The 18,223-nt window shown below is 52.0% G+C and carries 16 protein-coding genes; 7 read left to right on the top strand and 9 right to left on the bottom strand.

Features of this window, described 5'->3' with window-relative positions; all coding sequences use genetic code 11:
* Window positions 1–219: 219 nt before the first annotated feature.
* The 5 genes from asnB to nagB all read right to left on the bottom strand — a co-directional run bounded on the left by asnB (window position 220) and on the right by nagB (window position 6,210).
* Window positions 220–1,884 carry an asparagine synthase B gene (gene asnB, locus AB4K05_RS04710; protein WP_368478851.1) on the bottom strand — a complete coding sequence of 555 codons (1,665 nt, stop codon included), beginning with the start codon at window positions 1,882–1,884 and terminating at the stop codon, window positions 220–222.
* A 270-nt stretch (window positions 1,885–2,154) separates the two neighbouring features.
* Window positions 2,155–2,907, bottom strand: a complete 753-nt coding sequence (locus AB4K05_RS04705) for an HAD-IIA family hydrolase (RefSeq protein ID WP_368478850.1) — start codon at window positions 2,905–2,907, stop codon at window positions 2,155–2,157.
* Between the two features lie 61 nt (window positions 2,908–2,968).
* A complete protein-coding gene (locus AB4K05_RS04700; RefSeq protein ID WP_368478849.1) occupies window positions 2,969–4,195 on the bottom strand; it encodes an N-acetylglucosamine repressor in 1,227 nt (408 codons plus the stop codon).
* Window positions 4,196–4,203: 8 nt separating this feature from the next.
* Window positions 4,204–5,352: an N-acetylglucosamine-6-phosphate deacetylase gene (nagA, locus tag AB4K05_RS04695; RefSeq protein WP_368478848.1), complete on the bottom strand. Its 1,149-nt coding sequence runs from the start codon at window positions 5,350–5,352 to the stop codon at window positions 4,204–4,206.
* 57 nt (window positions 5,353–5,409) lie between these two features.
* Window positions 5,410–6,210 carry a glucosamine-6-phosphate deaminase gene (nagB, locus tag AB4K05_RS04690; protein WP_368478847.1) on the bottom strand — a complete coding sequence of 267 codons (801 nt, stop codon included), beginning with the start codon at window positions 6,208–6,210 and terminating at the stop codon, window positions 5,410–5,412.
* A gap of 341 nt (window positions 6,211–6,551) precedes the next feature.
* Here nagB and nagE point away from each other — a divergent pair, with 341 nt between their 5' ends.
* The 4 genes from nagE (at window position 6,552) to chiQ (ending at window position 12,567) form a co-directional block, all read left to right on the top strand.
* Window positions 6,552–8,501, top strand: a complete 1,950-nt coding sequence (gene nagE / locus AB4K05_RS04685; protein ID WP_368478846.1) for a PTS N-acetyl glucosamine transporter subunit IIABC — start codon at window positions 6,552–6,554, stop codon at window positions 8,499–8,501.
* Window positions 8,502–8,688: 187 nt separating this feature from the next.
* Window positions 8,689–10,347, top strand: a complete 1,659-nt coding sequence (gene glnS, locus AB4K05_RS04680) for a glutamine--tRNA ligase (protein ID WP_368478845.1) — start codon at window positions 8,689–8,691, stop codon at window positions 10,345–10,347.
* Window positions 10,348–10,774: 427 nt separating this feature from the next.
* Window positions 10,775–12,181: a chitoporin gene (gene chiP / locus AB4K05_RS04675; RefSeq protein WP_368478844.1), complete on the top strand. Its 1,407-nt coding sequence runs from the start codon at window positions 10,775–10,777 to the stop codon at window positions 12,179–12,181.
* 50 nt (window positions 12,182–12,231) lie between these two features.
* Entirely contained in the window at window positions 12,232–12,567 is a 336-nt protein-coding gene (gene chiQ, locus AB4K05_RS04670) for a ChiQ/YbfN family lipoprotein (protein ID WP_368478843.1), read from the top strand.
* A 117-nt stretch (window positions 12,568–12,684) separates the two neighbouring features.
* On the opposite strand, the gene fur is transcribed toward chiQ, so the two are convergent.
* The 4 genes from fur to ybfF form a co-directional block, all read right to left on the bottom strand.
* Window positions 12,685–13,137, bottom strand: a complete 453-nt coding sequence (fur, locus tag AB4K05_RS04665; protein ID WP_368478842.1) for a ferric iron uptake transcriptional regulator — start codon at window positions 13,135–13,137, stop codon at window positions 12,685–12,687.
* 296 nt (window positions 13,138–13,433) lie between these two features.
* The gene (gene fldA / locus AB4K05_RS04660; protein ID WP_368478841.1) at window positions 13,434–13,964 is read right to left on the bottom strand and encodes a flavodoxin FldA; all 531 of its coding nucleotides are present in this window, start codon (window positions 13,962–13,964) and stop codon (window positions 13,434–13,436) included.
* A gap of 151 nt (window positions 13,965–14,115) precedes the next feature.
* On the bottom strand, window positions 14,116–14,409 hold the full coding sequence (gene ybfE / locus AB4K05_RS04655) for a LexA regulated protein (RefSeq protein WP_368478840.1): 294 nt from the start codon (window positions 14,407–14,409) through the stop codon (window positions 14,116–14,118).
* 130 nt (window positions 14,410–14,539) lie between these two features.
* Window positions 14,540–15,304 (bottom strand): esterase, encoded by a 765-nt coding sequence (gene ybfF, locus AB4K05_RS04650; RefSeq protein WP_368478839.1) that lies wholly within the window; start codon window positions 15,302–15,304, stop codon window positions 14,540–14,542.
* Between the two features lie 182 nt (window positions 15,305–15,486).
* Here ybfF and seqA point away from each other — a divergent pair, with 182 nt between their 5' ends.
* The 3 genes from seqA (at window position 15,487) to AB4K05_RS04635 (ending at window position 18,200) form a co-directional block, all read left to right on the top strand.
* Window positions 15,487–16,056: a replication initiation negative regulator SeqA gene (seqA, locus tag AB4K05_RS04645; protein WP_368478838.1), complete on the top strand. Its 570-nt coding sequence runs from the start codon at window positions 15,487–15,489 to the stop codon at window positions 16,054–16,056.
* A 32-nt stretch (window positions 16,057–16,088) separates the two neighbouring features.
* Complete coding sequence (pgm, locus tag AB4K05_RS04640) at window positions 16,089–17,729, top strand: phosphoglucomutase (alpha-D-glucose-1,6-bisphosphate-dependent) (protein WP_368478837.1); 1,641 nt, start codon at window positions 16,089–16,091, stop codon at window positions 17,727–17,729.
* Between the two features lie 129 nt (window positions 17,730–17,858).
* Window positions 17,859–18,200, top strand: coding sequence for a DUF1294 domain-containing protein (locus tag AB4K05_RS04635; RefSeq protein WP_368478836.1), 342 nt, complete (start codon window positions 17,859–17,861; stop codon window positions 18,198–18,200).
* The last annotated feature ends 23 nt before the right edge of the window (window positions 18,201–18,223 follow it).

Genomic DNA, 18,223 nt, shown 5'->3' with positions numbered 1-18,223 from the left:
TTTTCCCTCACCCTAACCCTCTCCCAAAGGGAGAGGGGACCGTTCGGCGCGGTGTTTTTCTCCCTCGCGCCTTTGGAGGGGAGAGAGCTGCTCAGTACTGTGTTTTCTCCCTCGCCCCTCAGGGGAGAGAGCAGGGGTGAGGGGAATCAGTGCACAAGCTCAAACAAAAAGCCCCCCGATGTTACCATCGAGGGGCTTTTCTCTATCTCACCATCGCGCTTATTTATAAGCCGACTGGTGCACACCGACCGCACGACCTGACGGGTCATCCATCGTTTTGAACGCTTCGTCCCACTCAATCGCTTTCGCTGAAGAACAAGCCACGGACGGACCACCCGGCACGCATTCCGCAGCGCTTGGCACTGGGAACAGCTCTTCAAAGATTTCGCGGTACAGATAGCCTTCTTTAGACGTTGGCGTGTTGTACGGGAAACGGAAGTGCGCGGTTTCCAATTGCTGCTCGGTGACCTGTTTGGCCGCCACTTCTTTCAGCGTATCAATCCAGCTGTAGCCCACGCCGTCGGAGAATTGCTCCTTCTGGCGCCACGCTACGCTTGCTGGCAGATAAGACTCGAAGCACTCACGCAGCACGTGTTTTTCCATTTTGCCGTTGCCGCACATTTTGTCCTGCGGGTTAATGCGCATCGCCACGTCGAGGAATTTTTTATCCAAGAACGGCACGCGTGCTTCCACGCCCCATGCGGACATTGCTTTGTTAGCACGGGCACAGTCGTACATGTGCAGCGCCTGCAGCTTACGCACGGTCTCTTCATGCAATTCTTTGGCGTTTGGCGCCTTATGGAAGTACAGGTAGCCGCCAAACACTTCATCAGAACCTTCGCCGGATAGTACCATTTTGATGCCCATAGCTTTGATTTTACGCGACATCAGGTACATCGGCGTTGAAGCGCGGATGGTGGTCACATCATAGGTTTCGATGTGGTAAATCACATCGCGAATCGCATCCAGCCCTTCCTGCACGGTGAAATGAATTTCATGGTGCACGGTGCCAAGGTGGTTAGCGACTTCCTGCGCGGCTTTCAGGTCCGGCGAACCTTCCAGACCGACGGCGAAGGAATGCAGCTGCGGCCACCAAGCTTCTGAGCGTTCCTGATCTTCCACGCGGCGTGCCGCGAATTTTTTGGTAATCGCAGAGATAACGGAAGAGTCCAAACCGCCGGACAGCAGCACGCCGTAAGGCACGTCGGACATCAGATGGCTTTTTACCGAATCTTCCAGCGCCTGACGCAGTTCATTTTTGTCGGTGACGTTGTCTTTCACCGCGTCGTAGTCGAACCAATCGCGCTGGTAGTACTGACGAATTTCGCCGTCTTTGCTCCACAGGTAGCTGCCTGCAGGGAATTCCTGAATGCTGCGACAAACCGGGGTTAGCGCCTTCATTTCAGAGGCGACATAGAAGTTACCGAACTCGTCGTGGCCCATATACAGCGGGATAATACCGATATGATCGCGCCCAATCAGGTAGGCATCTTTTTCGCTGTCGTACAGGACGAAGGCGAACATGCCTTCCAGTTCATCTAGGAAGTCCGGGCCTTTTTCCTGGTACAGCGCGAGGATAACCTCACAGTCAGAACCGGTCTGGAACTGATAGCGGTCAGCATATTCTGCGCGCAGCGCTTGGTGGTTGTAGATTTCACCGTTGACCGCCAAGGCGTGCGTTTTCTTTTCGTTGTATAGCGGTTGAGCGCCGGCGTTGACGTCAACAATCGACAGGCGTTCATGCGCCAGAATGGCTTTGTCGCAGGCGTAGATACCGGACCAGTCCGGGCCACGGTGACGCATCAGGCGGGAGAGCTCAAGCGCCTTTTTACGCAGCTCGCCCGCGTCAGTTTTAATATCCAGTACGCCGAAAATAGAACACATAGACTTCTCCGTTAACCCTGTGGTGTTGTGCGTTTTAATGGTGCGGCATTCGCCGTCGTTGAGATAAAAAATGCCGCAAAGAGGGAGTGGGCGCAAGCGTTTTAGCCGCGTAGAGATAAAAAGTGCAACAGGAGTTATCGAATGTTGAAAAATGGTGATTGTATAGGCGATGTTTTTGACGATTATTCAGTAATCGTCGTTTTTTATTAGATGATGTGATTTTTTTAAGGGGCCAAAACTAAAAAACCACGTCCGAGGACGTGGTTTCGCTTAGATAATGTCGATTTCGGCGACCGAAGGATAAATCCACGAGGGTCTGAATGGCATATTATCGATGTCATCTACGGTGGACACGCCAGAGAGGACCAGAATTGTTTCTAGCCCGGCCTGGAACCCAGCCAGAATATCGGTGCGAAGATTATCGCCGACGATAACCGTTTGCTCTGAGTGTGCCTGCATCTTATTGAGCGCGGCGCGAATAATCCACGGGCTTGGCTTGCCCACGACAAACGGCTTACGGCCAGAGATTTTTTCGATGCCAGCGCAAAGCGCGCCACAAGCCGGATAGTATCCGCGCCCGTGCGTGTCTGGGTTGGTGGCAATAAAACGGGCGCCATTGGCTACGAAGAATGCCGCCTTATGCATCATGTCCCAGTTAAAGGAGCGGGTTTCACCCACAATTACAAAGTCAGGGTTGACGTCGGTGATGGTAAAGCCGGCTTTGTACAGCTCGTGGATCAGCGCACCTTCACCAACCACATACGCTTTTTTACCTTCCTGACGACGCAGGAAATCAGCGGTTGCCATGGCGGAGGTGTAAAACACGCTGTCTGGAACATCGATACCTGCGGTGGCGAAGCGGTTCGCCAAATCCTGACCCGTCTGTGAAGGGTAGTTGGTCAGACAGAGAAACGGCATACCCTTGTCTAGCACGCGCGCGACGAATTCTGCCGCACCTGGCACCGCAACGTTGTCGTGCATCAGCACGCCGTCAATATCACAGATTACATTCTGAATGGTCATGGACTACCTAGCGTTTGTTTCAAAGAGGCGTAATTATACACGTTATCGGCGATATTACGTCTTACGGATGGCCTTCCAGCAGGTGCTGCAATAGCGAACCGTTTAGCATCGCCCGTTTGACCAACGCAAATGCACCAATGGCCGAACGATGGTCTAAAGTGGATCGAACCACCGGCAAATTCTTACGGAATGCCTTCAGCGCCTGGGTATTAATGCAGCCCTCAATAGCGGGGAGCAGCACGCGATCGGCCTCAATAATTTCGCCGGCAATCACCACTTTTTGCGGGTTGAACAGGTTAATGGCGATGGCGATGGTTTTTCCCAAATGACGGCCCACATGCTCAATCACTTCTGTTGCCAGCGGATCGCCTTTATTGGCGGCTTTGCAAATAGTTTTGATATGGCAGTCATCCAACGTTAGACGGCTATGATAGCCCTGTTCTAGCAGGTGACGGACGCGTTGCTCGATAGCCGCGTTGGCGGCGACGGTTTCCAAACAGCCAAAATTACCGCAGTGGCAGCGCTCGCCGAGCGGGTCGACCTGGATATGGCCAATTTCACCGACGTTACCATTACGACCGATAAAGATTCGCCCGTTGGAGATGATCCCCGCCCCCGTGCCACGGTGAACGCGCACTAAAATGGAGTCTTCGCAGTCATGACTTGCACCGAAGTAGTGCTCCGCGAGTGCCAGACTTCGGATGTCATGACCGACAAAGCAGGTCACTTTAAATCTTTTTTCCAGCGCTTCGACCAGACGCCAGTTTTCGACCGGGATATGCGGCATATAGCGGATAACGCCGCTTTCTGGGTCAACGAGGCCCGGCAGGATCACGGAGATGGCAATCAGCTCGCGGATTTTACGCTGGCACGATTCAATAAACGTGGCAATAGTATTGAGCAGTGCATGCTCCAGCGTCTCCTGCGTACGTTCAGGCAGCGGATAATGCTCTTCAGCCACCGCTTTGCTGCTCAAATCGTACAGAGTGAGGGTGGTGTCGTGGCGACCAAGGCGAACACTGATAGCGTGGAAATTGCGGGTTTCAGTGATGATAGATATGGCGCGGCGGCCCCCGGTGGAGGCCTGTTGATCGACTTCTTTGATCAGTCCGCGCTCAATAAGCTGACGCGTGATTTTGGTCACGCTGGCGGGAGCAAGCTGGCTTTGTTCGGCAATCTGAATACGCGAGATTGGCCCATGCTGGTCAATCAGGCGGTAAACGGCCGCACTGTTTAACTGTTTTACGAGGTCAACATTACCAATTTGAGCTTGTCCGCCTGATGTCATACTTTCTCTTACTTAGTAACGACCTCGTTGCCATTAACGATGGTCTTGATGATTTTAAAATCGTGCGTGAACGCGGTTAGGTTCGCCACTTTGCCGGCGGCGATGCTGCCCAGCTGTTTATCGACGCCAATAGCGCGAGCTGGGTAGAGGGTCGCCATGCGCAGCACTTCGTCCAGCGCGATATTCGCGTGATTGACCAGGTTACGTACCCCTTCAATCATGGTCAGGGACGAACCGCTCAAGGTCCCGTTTTCGTCAACACACAGTCCATTGCGGTAGTATATTGTTTTACCGGCAAAAATGAACTGCTCAATATTGGCACCTGCCGGTGCGGTGGCGTCGGTCACCAGGCACAGCTTATCGCCTTTCAAACGCTTGGCGTTACGGATATTGATGTAGTCAACGTGCAGACCGTCGGCGATGATGCCGCAGTAAATTTCGTTCGCATCGAGAATCGCGCCGGTCAGACCTGGCTCACGACCGGACATATACGGCATGGCATTAAACAGGTGCGTCGCGAAGGATATCCCCGCGCGGAAACCAACGCGCGCTTCTTCCGCCGTCGCGTTGGAGTGACCGGCAGAAACCACAATCCCGGCATTGACCAACTGAGTAATGACCTCAGGTGCAACCATTTCAGGGGCGAGGGTGACTTTGGTGATAACGTCCGCGTTATCGCAGAGGAACTGCACTAGCGCAGCGTCAGGTTTACGCACGAAACCTGGGTTGTGCGTCCCTTTTTTCACAGTGTTCAGCCATGGGCCTTCAAGGTGCAGACCCAGCGCCTGATTAGGGTGCTTTGCCAGATACTCACGCATCACGCGAATGCCCTGTTTCATCAGGTCATCGCTGGTGGTGATTAGCGTCGGCAGGAAGTTAGTGCAACCTGATTTCTCGTTGGCTTTCTGCATGATTTCCAGCGTTTCAACGGTGACCGCTTCAGCGGTATCGTTGAACTGGACGCCGCCGCAGCCGTTAAGCTGAACGTCGATAAAGCCAGGGGCGAGTATGGCGCCATTAACGGAACGCTGTTCGACGTTCGCTGGTACATCAGCCAGTGGGCAAATACTTTCAATAAGGCCATTGGCGACGATAATCGCATGGTCATCCAGAATTTCGTGGCCGGTATAAATCCGGCCGTGGGTTAATGCATACATTACGACCCCCGGTATTCAAAAATTTTGTCCCGCAGCGAGCCACGGGACGGTAAGACATTACAGACCTTTGATATTCTCGGCTTCGAGCTCGTTGAAATATTTCAGGGTCTTCACCTTCAACTCCATGGTGGAAGGTTCATCGCAGACGATCAGTGATTTAGGATGCAGCTGCAGACAGGTAATGGTCCACATATGGTTGACGTTACCTTCAACCGCCTGCTGCAGCGCCAGCGCTTTGGTTGCGCCCTGCACCAGAATCATCACTTCTTCAGCATCCAGCAGGGTGCCGACGCCTACGGTCAGTGCATATTTTGGTACCTGCGCCACGTCGCCGTCAAAGAAACGGGAGTTCGCTACGCGCGTTTCGTGCGTCAAGGTTTTGATACGGGTACGGGAAGAAAGAGAGGACGCCGGTTCGTTAAAGGCGATGTGACCATCGTTACCTACGCCGCCCATGAACAGGTGGATTTTGCCGTAAGAACGAATTTTCTCTTCGTAGCGCTTACACTCTGCGTCAACATCCGGCGCATTGCCGTTCAGCAGGTTGATGTTTTCTGCTGGAATATCGATATGATCGAAGAAGTTACGGTGCATAAAGCTGTGATAGCTTTCCGGATGTTCTTTCGCCAAGCCAACATATTCGTCCATGTTGAATGTCACAACGTGCTGGAAACTAACCTGGCCCGCTTTATGCATTTCAACTAACACTTTATAGGTCGCCAGCGGAGTACCGCCGGTTGGCAGGCCTAGCACGAACGGACGGTCGGCAGTGGGTTTAAATGCATTGATACGGTTAACGATGTGGCGAGCAGCCCATTTGCCGACTTGCTCAGCGTTAACGAGAGGAATCAGTCTCATTCTTCACCTCAAAATGTAAAATGTAAGAAATTGGCGGAAGGCATCTCCATGCATGCTCTAAGAGTAACCTGTTTACAGAGACAGGGAGCGATCCGTTTTGATTTTTCGAATGATAAAATAAGTTTTCATAGTTAGCCAGTGAAAGGGAGTGCTGTTGACAATATTTGGTGACAATAGTCACAAAAAACACGTGTTTAATTTGCGATACGAATTAAACTTCCACACACTCATCATCCATTAGTGTTGTAAATGCAGTTTACAAGACATCGCAGTGTCATGCTTTTTGTAAAATAAAAAAATGGCTTAAATGAGCCGTATCGGGGTCTCGTAGGGGGAATAAGATGAATATTTTAGGTTTTTTCCAGCGACTAGGTAGGGCGTTACAGCTCCCTATCGCCGTGCTGCCAGTGGCGGCGCTGTTGCTGCGATTTGGTCAGCCAGATTTACTGAACGTTCCATTTATTGCGCAAGCGGGTGGATCAATCTTCGATAACCTGGCGCTAATCTTCGCCATCGGTGTGGCATCCAGCTGGTCGAAAGACAGCGCGGGTGCGGCAGCACTGGCGGGCGCAGTAGGTTATTTCGTACTGACGAAAGCAATGATCACCATCAACCCAGCGATTAACATGGGTGTCCTGGCGGGTATCATTACCGGTCTGGTGGCTGGCGCGACGTACAACCGTTGGTCTGGCATCAAACTGCCTGACTTCCTGAGCTTCTTCGGCGGTAAACGTTTCGTACCAATCGCAACTGGCTTCTTCTGTTTGGTGCTGGCTGCCATCTTCGGCTACGTGTGGCCGCCGGTGCAGAACGCAATCCATGCAGGTGGTGAATGGATCGTGGGTGCTGGCGCGCTGGGCTCCGGTATCTTTGGCTTCATTAACCGTCTGCTGATCCCAACCGGTCTGCATCAGGTGCTGAACACCATCGCCTGGTTCCAGATTGGTGAGTTCACCAACGCGGCGGGTGCAGTCTTCCACGGTGATATCAACCGCTTCTACGCGGGTGACGGCACTGCGGGCATGTTCATGTCCGGCTTCTTCCCAATCATGATGTTTGGTCTGCCGGGTGCGGCGCTGGCGATGTACTTCGCAGCACCAAAAGCTCGTCGCCCAATGGTTGGCGGGATGCTGCTGTCCGTTGCGGTCACCGCATTCCTGACCGGTGTAACCGAGCCGCTGGAATTCCTGTTCATGTTCCTGGCGCCGGTACTGTACCTCCTGCACGCGATTCTGACCGGTGTGAGCCTGTTCATCGCGACGCTGCTGGGTATCCACGCAGGCTTCTCCTTCTCCGCAGGTGCAATTGACTACGTGTTGATGTACAGCCTGCCGGCAGCAAGTAAGAACGTCTGGATGCTGGTGGTGATGGGTCTGGTGTTCTTCGTTATTTACTTCGTGCTGTTCAGCGTGGTTATCCGCATGTTTAACCTGAAAACACCGGGCCGCGAAGATAAAGACGACAGCGTCGTCACTGAAGAAGCAAACAGCAACACCGAAGAAGGTTTGAACCAGCTGGCGACCAACTACATCGCCGCAGTAGGTGGTACTGACAACCTGAAAGCGATTGATGCCTGTATCACTCGTCTGCGTCTGACCGTTGCTGACTCTGCGAAGGTCAACGATGCGGTGTGCAAACGTCTGGGCGCGTCTGGCGTGGTGAAACTGAACAAGCAAACCATCCAGGTTATCGTGGGTGCAAAAGCTGAATCTATCGGCGATGCGATGAAGAAAGTGGTTGCGCGTGGCCCGGTTGCCGCAGCGGCCGCCGACAACGCTCCAGCCGCATCTACCGCCGCGGTAAAACCGCAGGCCGTGGCTAACGCGACGACCGTTGAAACACTGGTTTCTCCGATTACCGGCGACATCGTGGCGCTGGAGCAGGTTCCTGATGAAGCGTTCGCCAGCAAAGCAGTGGGCGACGGCATCGCGGTAAAACCAACGGATAAAACCGTGGTTTCTCCGGCAGCGGGGACCATCGTGAAAATCTTCAACACCAACCACGCGTTCTGTTTGGAAACTGACAAAGGCGCGGAGATCGTTGTCCATATGGGTATCGATACCGTGGTGCTGGAAGGTAAAGGCTTCAAGCGTCTGGTTGAAGAGGGTGCAGAAGTGGTTGCCGGTCAGCCAATCCTGGAAATGGATCTGGACTTCCTGAACGCCAACGCACGCTCAATGATTAGCCCAGTTGTTTGTAGCAATAGCGATGATTTCGGCGGCTTGGTTATCAAGGCTGAAGGTCATGTGGTTGCCGGTCAAACGCCACTGTATGAGATTAAAAGCAAGTAATCGCTCCTGAGTAAACGTGACTACATGCTTTGAGCGGCGGGGGGATATTCCTCCGCCGCTTTTTTTTGCAGCAATCTGCCCCAATCTTTTCGTTTGAGACGTTTTTTGCGTAACTAAAGGTTGTCAGTCCGTCCGGCTTATAAGATCATATGCCGTTATACGTTGTTTACGCTTTGAGGAATCTACGATGAGTGAGGCTGAAGCCCGCCCGACTAACTTTATTCGTCAGATCATTGACGAAGATCTGGCTACCGGTAAGCACAACACGGTGCATACTCGTTTTCCGCCAGAGCCAAATGGCTATCTGCACATTGGCCATGCGAAATCTATCTGCCTGAACTTCGGCATTGCGCAAGACTATCAGGGCCAGTGCAACCTGCGTTTCGATGACACCAACCCGGTAAAAGAAGACATCGAATACGTTGAGTCCATCAAAAATGACGTCGAGTGGTTAGGTTTTCACTGGTCAGGCAACGTTCGCTACTCCTCTGATTACTTCGATCAGCTGCATGCCTATGCGGTAGAACTGATCAATAAAGGTCTGGCGTATGTCGATGAACTGACGCCAGAGCAAATCCGCGAATACCGCGGGTCGCTGACTGCGCCGGGTAAAAATAGCCCGTTCCGCGATCGCAGCGTCGAAGAGAACCTAGCGCTGTTCGAAAAAATGCGTGCCGGTGGTTTCGAAGAAGGTAAAGCCTGTCTGCGTGCCAAAATCGACATGGCCTCTTCTTTCGTCGTGATGCGCGATCCCGTGCTGTACCGTATTAAATTTGCCGATCACCACCAGACCGGCACCAAGTGGTGCATCTATCCGATGTACGACTTCACCCACTGCATCAGCGATGCGCTGGAAGGGATTACGCATTCACTGTGTACTCTGGAGTTCCAGGACAACCGTCGCCTGTACGACTGGGTGCTGGACAACATCACGATTCCCGTTCACCCGCGTCAGTACGAATTCTCGCGCCTGAATCTGGAATACACCGTGATGTCCAAGCGCAAGCTGAATCAGCTGGTGACCGAGAAGCACGTTGAAGGTTGGGACGATCCGCGTATGCCGACTATCTCCGGTTTGCGCCGTCGTGGCTACACGGCAGCGGCTATCCGTGAATTCTGCAAACGTATTGGCGTGACCAAACAGGACAACACCATTGAGATGGCTTCTCTGGAATCCTGTATCCGTGAAGATTTGAACGAGAACGCGCCGCGTGCGATGGCAGTTATCGATCCGGTTAAGCTGGTCATCGAAAACTATCCGCAGGGCGAGGGCGAAATGGTCTCCATGCCTAACCATCCGAACAAACCGGAAATGGGTAGCCGTGAAGTTCCATTCAGTGCAGAACTGTGGATCGATCGCGCGGATTTCCGTGAAGAAGCGAACAAGCAGTACAAGCGCTTGGTGATGGGTAAAGAAGTGCGTCTGCGTAACGCCTACGTGGTGAAAGCAGAGCGCGTGGAGAAAGATGCCGAAGGCAATATTACCACTATCTTCTGTACCTACGATGCTGACACCCTGAGCAAAGATCCGGCCGATGGCCGTAAAGTTAAGGGCGTTATTCATTGGGTTAGCGCCGCACACGCGCTGCCAATTGAAATCCGTCTGTACGATCGTCTGTTCAGCGTACCAAACCCAGGTGCCGAAGAAGACTTCCTGGCAGTGATGAATCCTCAGTCGCTGATTATCACCCAAGGCTACGGTGAGCCGTCTCTGCAGGCCGCTGAAGCGAGCAAAGCCTACCAGTTCGAGCGTGAGGGTTACTTCTGTCTCGACAGTCGTTACAGCACAGCAGACAAGCTGGTATTTAACCGCACCGTCGGTTTACGTGATACCTGGGTTGGCTAACAGCAGCCCCTTGTTGTGTAAAGACGCCGCTTTTGCGGCGTTTTTTTTATCTCACCGCCATTCGTTTAAGTTTTGTAGTTTCGCGTAGCGAATTAATACAATTATTTTACCTCTGATATTTCCGTATGCCGCCCGGTAACTTCTCTCAAAATTCCGCTGTAAACGGTCTCATTAACATTTAGACCAGACCACACAAGGGTTGGAGCGCTGAGATGCTAACAACGCACCTCGTTACACCTTGAAACCAAATATGTGCGCTTTGTCATAATCCTGCACTCTTGTTGCGGAAAAGGATTGATAATTCGCGTCGCGAAAAATAGTCTATCGGTGTAGTGAAATATCATTTTCCAGAAGTTCATTTTTTTTAAAGTTTTATTTTTTGCCTTCGCTTTGCGGCGGCATTTTAAAAGTCAAAGAGGATATAACTATGCGTACGTTTAGTGGCAAACGTAGTACGCTGGCGCTGGCTATCGCCGGTGTGACAGCACTGTCAGGCTTTACAATGGCGCCGGATGCAAAAGCAGAAGGGTTCATTGACGACTCATCATTAACCGGCGGCATCTATTACTGGCAACGTGAACGTGACCGTAAAGATGTGACCGATCACGACAAGTATAAAACCAACCTGTCTCACTCCACCTGGAACGCCAACCTCGACTTCCAGTCTGGCTATGCTGCCGATATGTTCGGTATCGATATCGCTGCGTTCACCGCAATTGAAATGAACGAAAGCGCCGAAAGCGGCCACCCAAACGAAATCGCGTTCTCTTCTAAAAACAAGGGTTACAGCGAAGACTACAGCGGTGATAAGAGCGGTATCAGCCTGTATAAAGCAGCCGCGAAATTCAAACTCGGTCCAACTTGGGCTCGCGCAGGTTACATCCAGCCTACCGGTCAAACCCTGCTGGCACCACACTGGAGCTTCATGCCTGGTACCTATCAGGGTGCTGAAGCGGGTGCCAACTTTGATTACGGCGATAATGGTGCTCTGAGCTTCTCCTACATGTGGACCAACGAGTACAAAGCGCCTTGGCACCTGGAGATGGATAACTTCTATCAGAACGATAAGAAGACCAAAGTCGACTACCTGCACTCTATCGGTGCTAAATACGATTTCAAAAATGACCTGGTGCTGGAAGCGGCATTTGGTCAGGCAGAAGGTTATGTTGATCAGTACTTCGCCAAAGCGAGCTACAAATTCGATATTCCTGGCGGCCCATTGACGACCAGCTATCAGTTCTACGGTACTCGTGACAAAGTCACCGACCGCGGCGTAAACGATATTTATGATGGCACCGCGTGGCTGCAAGCACTGACCTTTGGTTACAAGCTTAACGAGGTGTTCGATTTCCGTCTGGAAGGGACTTGGGTTAAAGCTGAAGGCCAGCAGGGTTACTTCCTGCAGCGTATGACGCCAACCTATGCTTCCTCTAACGGTCGTCTGGATATCTGGTGGGATAACCGCTCTGACTTCAACGCCAACGGCGAAAAAGCGGTGTTCTTCGGCGGCATGTATGACCTGAAAAACTGGAATCTCCCTGGTTGGGCAGTGGGCGCGTCTTACGTCTATGCATGGGATGCTAAACCAGCGACCTGGCAGATGAATCCAGACGCGTTCTACAACAAAAACAACACCATCAAAGAATCTGCATATAGCCTTGATGCCATGTACACCGTACAGGAAGGCCGCGCGAAGGGTACGCTCTTCAAACTGCACTTCACTCAGTACGACAACCACTCCGATATCCCAAGCTGGGGCGGCGGTTACGGCAACATCTTCCAGGACGAACGTGACGTGAAATTCATCGTCATCGCACCGTTCACTATTTTCTGATGCATGAGGCGGTAGCGGGAAACCACTACCGCCACTAAGAGGCTCATTGCATGAAAAAATTGATTATTGTCGCCCTGATGGCCGCTGGCCTTAGCGCCTGTGTGCAGTCTCCTGCGCCGCAAGAAGATAGCAAACTGAAAGATGCCTATAGCGCCTGTATCAATACGGCGGAAGGCAGCCCGGAGAAAATCGAGGCCTGCCAGAGCGTATTAAACGTGCTGAAGCAAGAGAAGAAGCACGAGCAGTTCGCGAATCAGGAAAGCGTGCGTGTGTTGGACTACCAGCAGTGCATTCAGGCTAGAAAAATGGGTAATGACCAAGCTGTCGCAAGCAAATGCGATAAAATCTGGCAAGAGATCCGCAGCAACAATACGTCGAACAAGTAACGTTGTCTGCTGAACGAAAAAAACCGCTGCTTGCAGCGGTTTTTTTATGTGGGTAGCTGAAGAAAGGTAAAAAAAAACCAGCACACGGTGGCTGGCTTTTTGACGAGCGGCGAGTCGTTATTTTGCGACGTCGTCGTGAGCGTGTTCATCTTCACGGCAGTCGCCTTCAGCACAGTGACCGTACAGATACAGGCTGTGGTTGGTTAGGCGAATACCATGTTTAGTGGCGATTTCACGCTGGCGAGCTTCAATAGAATCATCGCTGAACTCGATAACTTTACCGCAGTCGAGGCAGATCAGGTGATCGTGGTGATGCTGTTGGGTTAATTCGAAAACGGATTTACCGCCTTCAAAATTATGGCGGGTCACGATGCCAGCATCATCGAACTGGTTAAGTACGCGGTAAACCGTGGCTAAACCGATTTCTTCACCCATGTCGATCAGGCGTTTGTATAAGTCTTCCGCGCTGACATGGTGGTTATGAGGTTCCTGAAGAACTTCCAGAATCTTTAACCGTGGAAGTGTGACTTTCAGGCCAGCCTTCTTTAATGCGGTATTATTGTCAGTCATGCGGAATCTGTCCTGTTGCTTTACGATTAACTTCCATCAGTGAAAGTTTCACAGAGAATGCACCCGAATTAATGCGTCTCATTATAGAATGGCCCTATCAAAATGAAAACAGCAAGGCCCGGGTAAGCTGAGCTTTCAAAAACGAGGCATCATCGACAAACTGGGCGATGAACCTGCGCCAAATCTGATGATATTGTACAGGTATGCGATAAAAAGTTAAAAAAATGTAGCTATTATTTTAATTGCTTTTACCTATTAATGAGGTGCAATTCAATAATTACACCTCATTATCGCAATTAGGCGTTTTTGATCTCATCCAAGTGCAGTTCTTCGGCAACCTGCTTAACCCATTTCTCAACGCGTTCTGCGGTCAACTCTGGTTGGCGATCTTCGTCAATGGCTAGGCCCACGAAGTGATCGTCATCGGCAAGGCCCTTAGACGCTTCAAAATGATAGCCGGCGGTTGGCCAGTGGCCGACGATGGTTGCGCCATGAGGTTCAATAATGTCACGGATGGTACCCAGGGCATCACAGAAATATTCTGCATAGTCTTCCTGGTCGCCACAGCCGAACAACGCAACCAGCTTGCCGTTGAAATCAACTTCTTCCAGCGTTGGGAAGAAATCATCCCAGTCGCACTGTGCTTCACCGTAGTACCACGTTGGAATGCCCAGCAGCAGGATATCGAACGCTTCCAGATCCTCTTTGCTGCTCTTGGCGATGTCATGAACATCAGCGACATCTTTACCAAGCTGTTTTTGAATCATTTTTGCGATATTTTCGGTGTTTCCGGTATCGCTACCGAAGAAGATGCCAACGATTGCCATGAGTAAAATAACCTCTTGAAACTTAATGATATGGTGGTGGCTTAATGCCCACAGATAAGGGCAATCATAGCAGAACAGGTCTAAGTGCGGAAACAGCAATCGTGCCGTACTGCACACTCTGCTACATGAAAGCGTGTTTTGGGGGGATTTTTCAGACTTTCCCCTGTCCGTGCAGCAGCGCGAGCTGATTCATCAACATCTCTTCGATGAGTTCGCTACGGCTCATATCACGGGCAGTCGCCAGCTCGTTGAGCGCATCAACGGCTTCATGATTCAGCTTCAGTTCAACACGCTTGAGCCCACGAACCTTGTCGCGTTTTAGCTGGTTGCGCTTATTGATGCGGAGCTGCTCGTCACGCGAAAGCGGATTGGTTTTTGGTCTTCCCGGGCGACGCTCATTTGCGAACAAATCTAGTGTCGTACGGTCCGTTTGTTCTTTTGCCATGATTCTGAGTGACTTCGGGGAAAACAAGCTACCGGGCAGTACCCGGCGCAGACAGCGCGCAATCATACATCAGTGGAACCCGCACGCCAACGACCGCGGCCATTCTGGCGCGCAGTCGGTGCATTTTTAATCACTCTGCAAGGTAGCGGCGGATAGCGCGTAGCACCGCGTCCGGTTTTTCGGCGTGAACCCAATGGCCCGCGCCGGCAATAACGTGCGCCTTGGCTTGTGGGAACTGGGCTAAAAGATCGTCGCGATAGGCTTCGGTAACGTACGGCGAATTGCCGCCGGGAATAAAGAGGGCAGGATGATCCCACGCGGGAATCGTCTCCCAGCCGACAATGTGCGGATATTGTTCCCACAGTACCGGTACGTTAAAGCGCCATGCGCCGTCGACAAATGATTTCAGCAGAAACTGAATCACGCCTTCTTCCTTCAGATAATCACGCATCACCGTGGCGGCCTGCTGGCGAGTTGCCACGCCTGCAGATGTCACGGCGTTAATGGCAGCAAAAATCTCATCGTGACGACGAACCTGATAGTTCACAGGAGCAATATCAATCGCCACTAGACGGTCGATGCGTTCTGGAGCCAACGCGGTAAATGCCATCACCGCTTTGCCGCCCATTGAGTGACCGATGAGCGTGGCTTTTTCGATGTTATTGGCGTCGAGAGTATCGAGCAGATCCTGAGCCATCGCCGGGTAGTTCATTTGGTCTGAACGAGGCGACAGCCCGTGGTTACGCATATCAACTTGGATAATATCGTGATCCACGACGAGGTCGCGCGCCAAGATGCCAAGATTATCTAGGCTGCCAAACAGACCGTGGACCAGAACGATGGGGGAATTATTGTGCAGGTTTTGTGCAGATTGCGCTCGGACATTCAATTTCATAGCAAAGTTCTTTTTTTCGCGTTGTCGGGTTAGGGTATCATGTTGGACATTCTAACGCTCAGGGGCAAGTAAGGAACTCATCCGAATTTTGCCGTGTTCCTGTTTTGGCGCTACCCGCTGTTGGGTTTTGACTTTATAATCCCAACGAATTGTATTCAGAAAAATTATCGCACCGGATTAAGATGAAAACGATCGAAGTTGATGACGAGCTCTATCGCTATATTGCGGCTCACACTCTGCACATTGGCGAGAGCGCGTCCGACATTTTACGGCGTATGCTGAAATTCAGCGCCGCTTCACAGCCCGCTGTTGCCGCGGCACCGGTCGTCAAAGCAGAACCTACTCCTGCGCCGGCTGCTACCCCCGCGGCTGAAGTTAAAACGGTTAAAACGACCAAAGACAAAGTCCGTGCCATGCGCGAGCTGCTGCTCTCTGACGAATATGCCGAGCAGAAAAAAGCAGTTAACCGCTTTATGCTGATTCTCACCACGCTGTACTCACTGGACGGTAAAGCCTTCGCTGAAGCCACCGAGTCGCTGCATGGTCGTACCCGCGTCTATTTTGCTGCCGATGAGCAGACGCTGCTGAAAAACGGTAACCAGACGAAGCCTAAACAGGTTCCGGAAACGCCATACTGGGTCATTACCAACACGAATACAGGCCGTAAATGCAGCATGGTCGAACACATCATGCAGTCAATGCAGTTCCCGGTGGAGCTGATTGAAAAGGTTTGCGGTACCATTTCATACTGAAAATCCAACCCTTGCATAAGAAGGACCAGGCAATGGCAAACCATACCCGTGCGGGTCAGCCTGCACAGCAAAGTGATTTGATCAATGTTGCTCAACTGACGTCTCAGTACTACGTGCTGCAGCCGGATGTGGGCAATGCGGAACATGCGGTGAAATTCGGTACATCCGGTCACCGTGGGAGCGCAGGTCGTCACAGCTTCAACGAAAAGCATATTTTGGCCATTGCTCAGGCAATCGCTGAAGAGCGCGCGAAAAATGGAATTACGGGCCCATGCTACGTCGGAAAAGATACTCACGCGCTCTCAGAGCCTGCGTTTATCTCCGTTCTCGAAGTGTTGGCAGCCAATGGGGTTGATGTCATTGTACAGGAAGACAATGGCTTTACGCCGACGCCGGCGGTTTCTAACGCTATCCTGGTACACAACAAAAAAGGCGGCCCGCTGGCCGATGGGATTGTGATTACGCCATCCCACAACCCGCCGGATGATGGCGGTATCAAGTACAACCCACCAAACGGTGGCCCGGCTGATACCAACGTCACCAAAGTGGTTGAAGATCGCGCGAACGCACTGTTGGCCGCCGATCTTAACGGCGTGAAGCGCATCTCTTACGCGGCGGCGCTGGCTTCAGGTCATGTTATCGAACAGGATCTGGTTCAGCCGTTTATTGAAGGGCTTGCGGATATCGTCGATATGGCAGCTATCCAGAAAGCGGGTCTGACGCTGGGTGTAGATCCGCTGGGCGGCTCCGGTATTGAATACTGGAAGCGTATCGCTAAGCACTACAACCTGAATCTGACTATTGTTAACGATCACGTTGACCAGACCTTCCGCTTCATGCACCTCGATAAAGACGGCGCGATCCGTATGGACTGCTCCTCCGAGTGCGCAATGGCGGGCCTGCTGGCGCTGCGTGATAAATTTGACCTCGCGTTTGCCAATGACCCTGACTACGACCGCCACGGTATCGTGACGCCAGCTGGCCTGATGAACCCGAACCATTATCTGGCGGTGGCCATCAACTATCTGTTCCAGCATCGTCCACAGTGGGGCAAAGATGTCGCGGTCGGTAAGACGTTGGTTTCTTCTGCAATGATTGACCGCGTGGTCAACGACCTGGGTCGTAAGCTGGTGGAAGTGCCGGTTGGCTTTAAATGGTTCGTTGATGGCCTGTTCGATGGCAGCTTTGGCTTTGGTGGCGAAGAGAGCGCTGGGGCTTCATTCCTGCGTTTCGACGGCACTCCATGGTCAACGGATAAAGACGGCATCATTATGTGTCTGCTGGCGGCAGAGATTACCGCAGTAACCGGTAAGAACCCGCAGGAGCACTACAATGACCTGGCGGCACGCTTTGGTGCGCCGAGCTATAACCGTCTGCAGGCAAGCGCGACTTCTGCACAGAAAGCGGCCTTGTCCAAACTGTCTCCTGAAATGGTCAGTGCCAGCACGCTGGCAGGCGATCCTATCACTGCACGTCTGACGGCGGCACCGGGTAACGGCGCGTCGATTGGCGGTCTGAAAGTGATGACTGAAAACGGCTGGTTTGCGGCGCGTCCTTCCGGTACTGAAGATGCCTACAAAATTTACTGTGAAAGCTTCCTTGGCGCTGAACATCGTCAGCAAATCGAGAAAGAAGCGGTAGAGATTGTCAGTGAAGTGCTGAAAAACGCCTGATTGAAAAAGCCGTAAGGCTTACTCGCGTTTGATGGTATCAGGATCCGCAGTCCCGTCAGGGATTGCGGATTTTTTTATGAACACGCTCAGTCGTGAGAATAAGCCCGTTTAAGAACAACAGGTACAGAGATGAGATTTAATCCGTTTTGCTATGGGCTGTTGGCGGTCTTAGTGCTGGTCAGCTATTTCTACTTCCACTCATTCTGGGCATGGTTGCTGTTAGTCAATGTCGCCACGCTCTTGGTGTACGGCATCGATAAATTTGCAGCGCGTAAAAGCTGGCAGCGGGTGCCGGAAATGACGCTCCTTGCGTTTGGCTTAGTTGGCGGATGGCTTGGCGCTATAGCGGCGCAGCAACTGTTTCGTCATAAAACGCAGAAACAACCTTTTCGCACCTGGTTCATGCTGAGCGTGGTGTTAAATGTGGCGGCGTTGGCAGGGTGGGGATATTGGCTGGCATCGTCGGTCTGAATGAGCCGACAGAAGTAACAAGA

The organism is Kluyvera sp. STS39-E (assembly GCF_040932435.1).
In the GTDB taxonomy this organism is placed as follows: domain Bacteria; phylum Pseudomonadota; class Gammaproteobacteria; order Enterobacterales; family Enterobacteriaceae; genus Kluyvera.
Note: the sequence above shows the minus strand (reverse complement) of the source record. Positions and strands in the feature narration are given on the sequence as shown.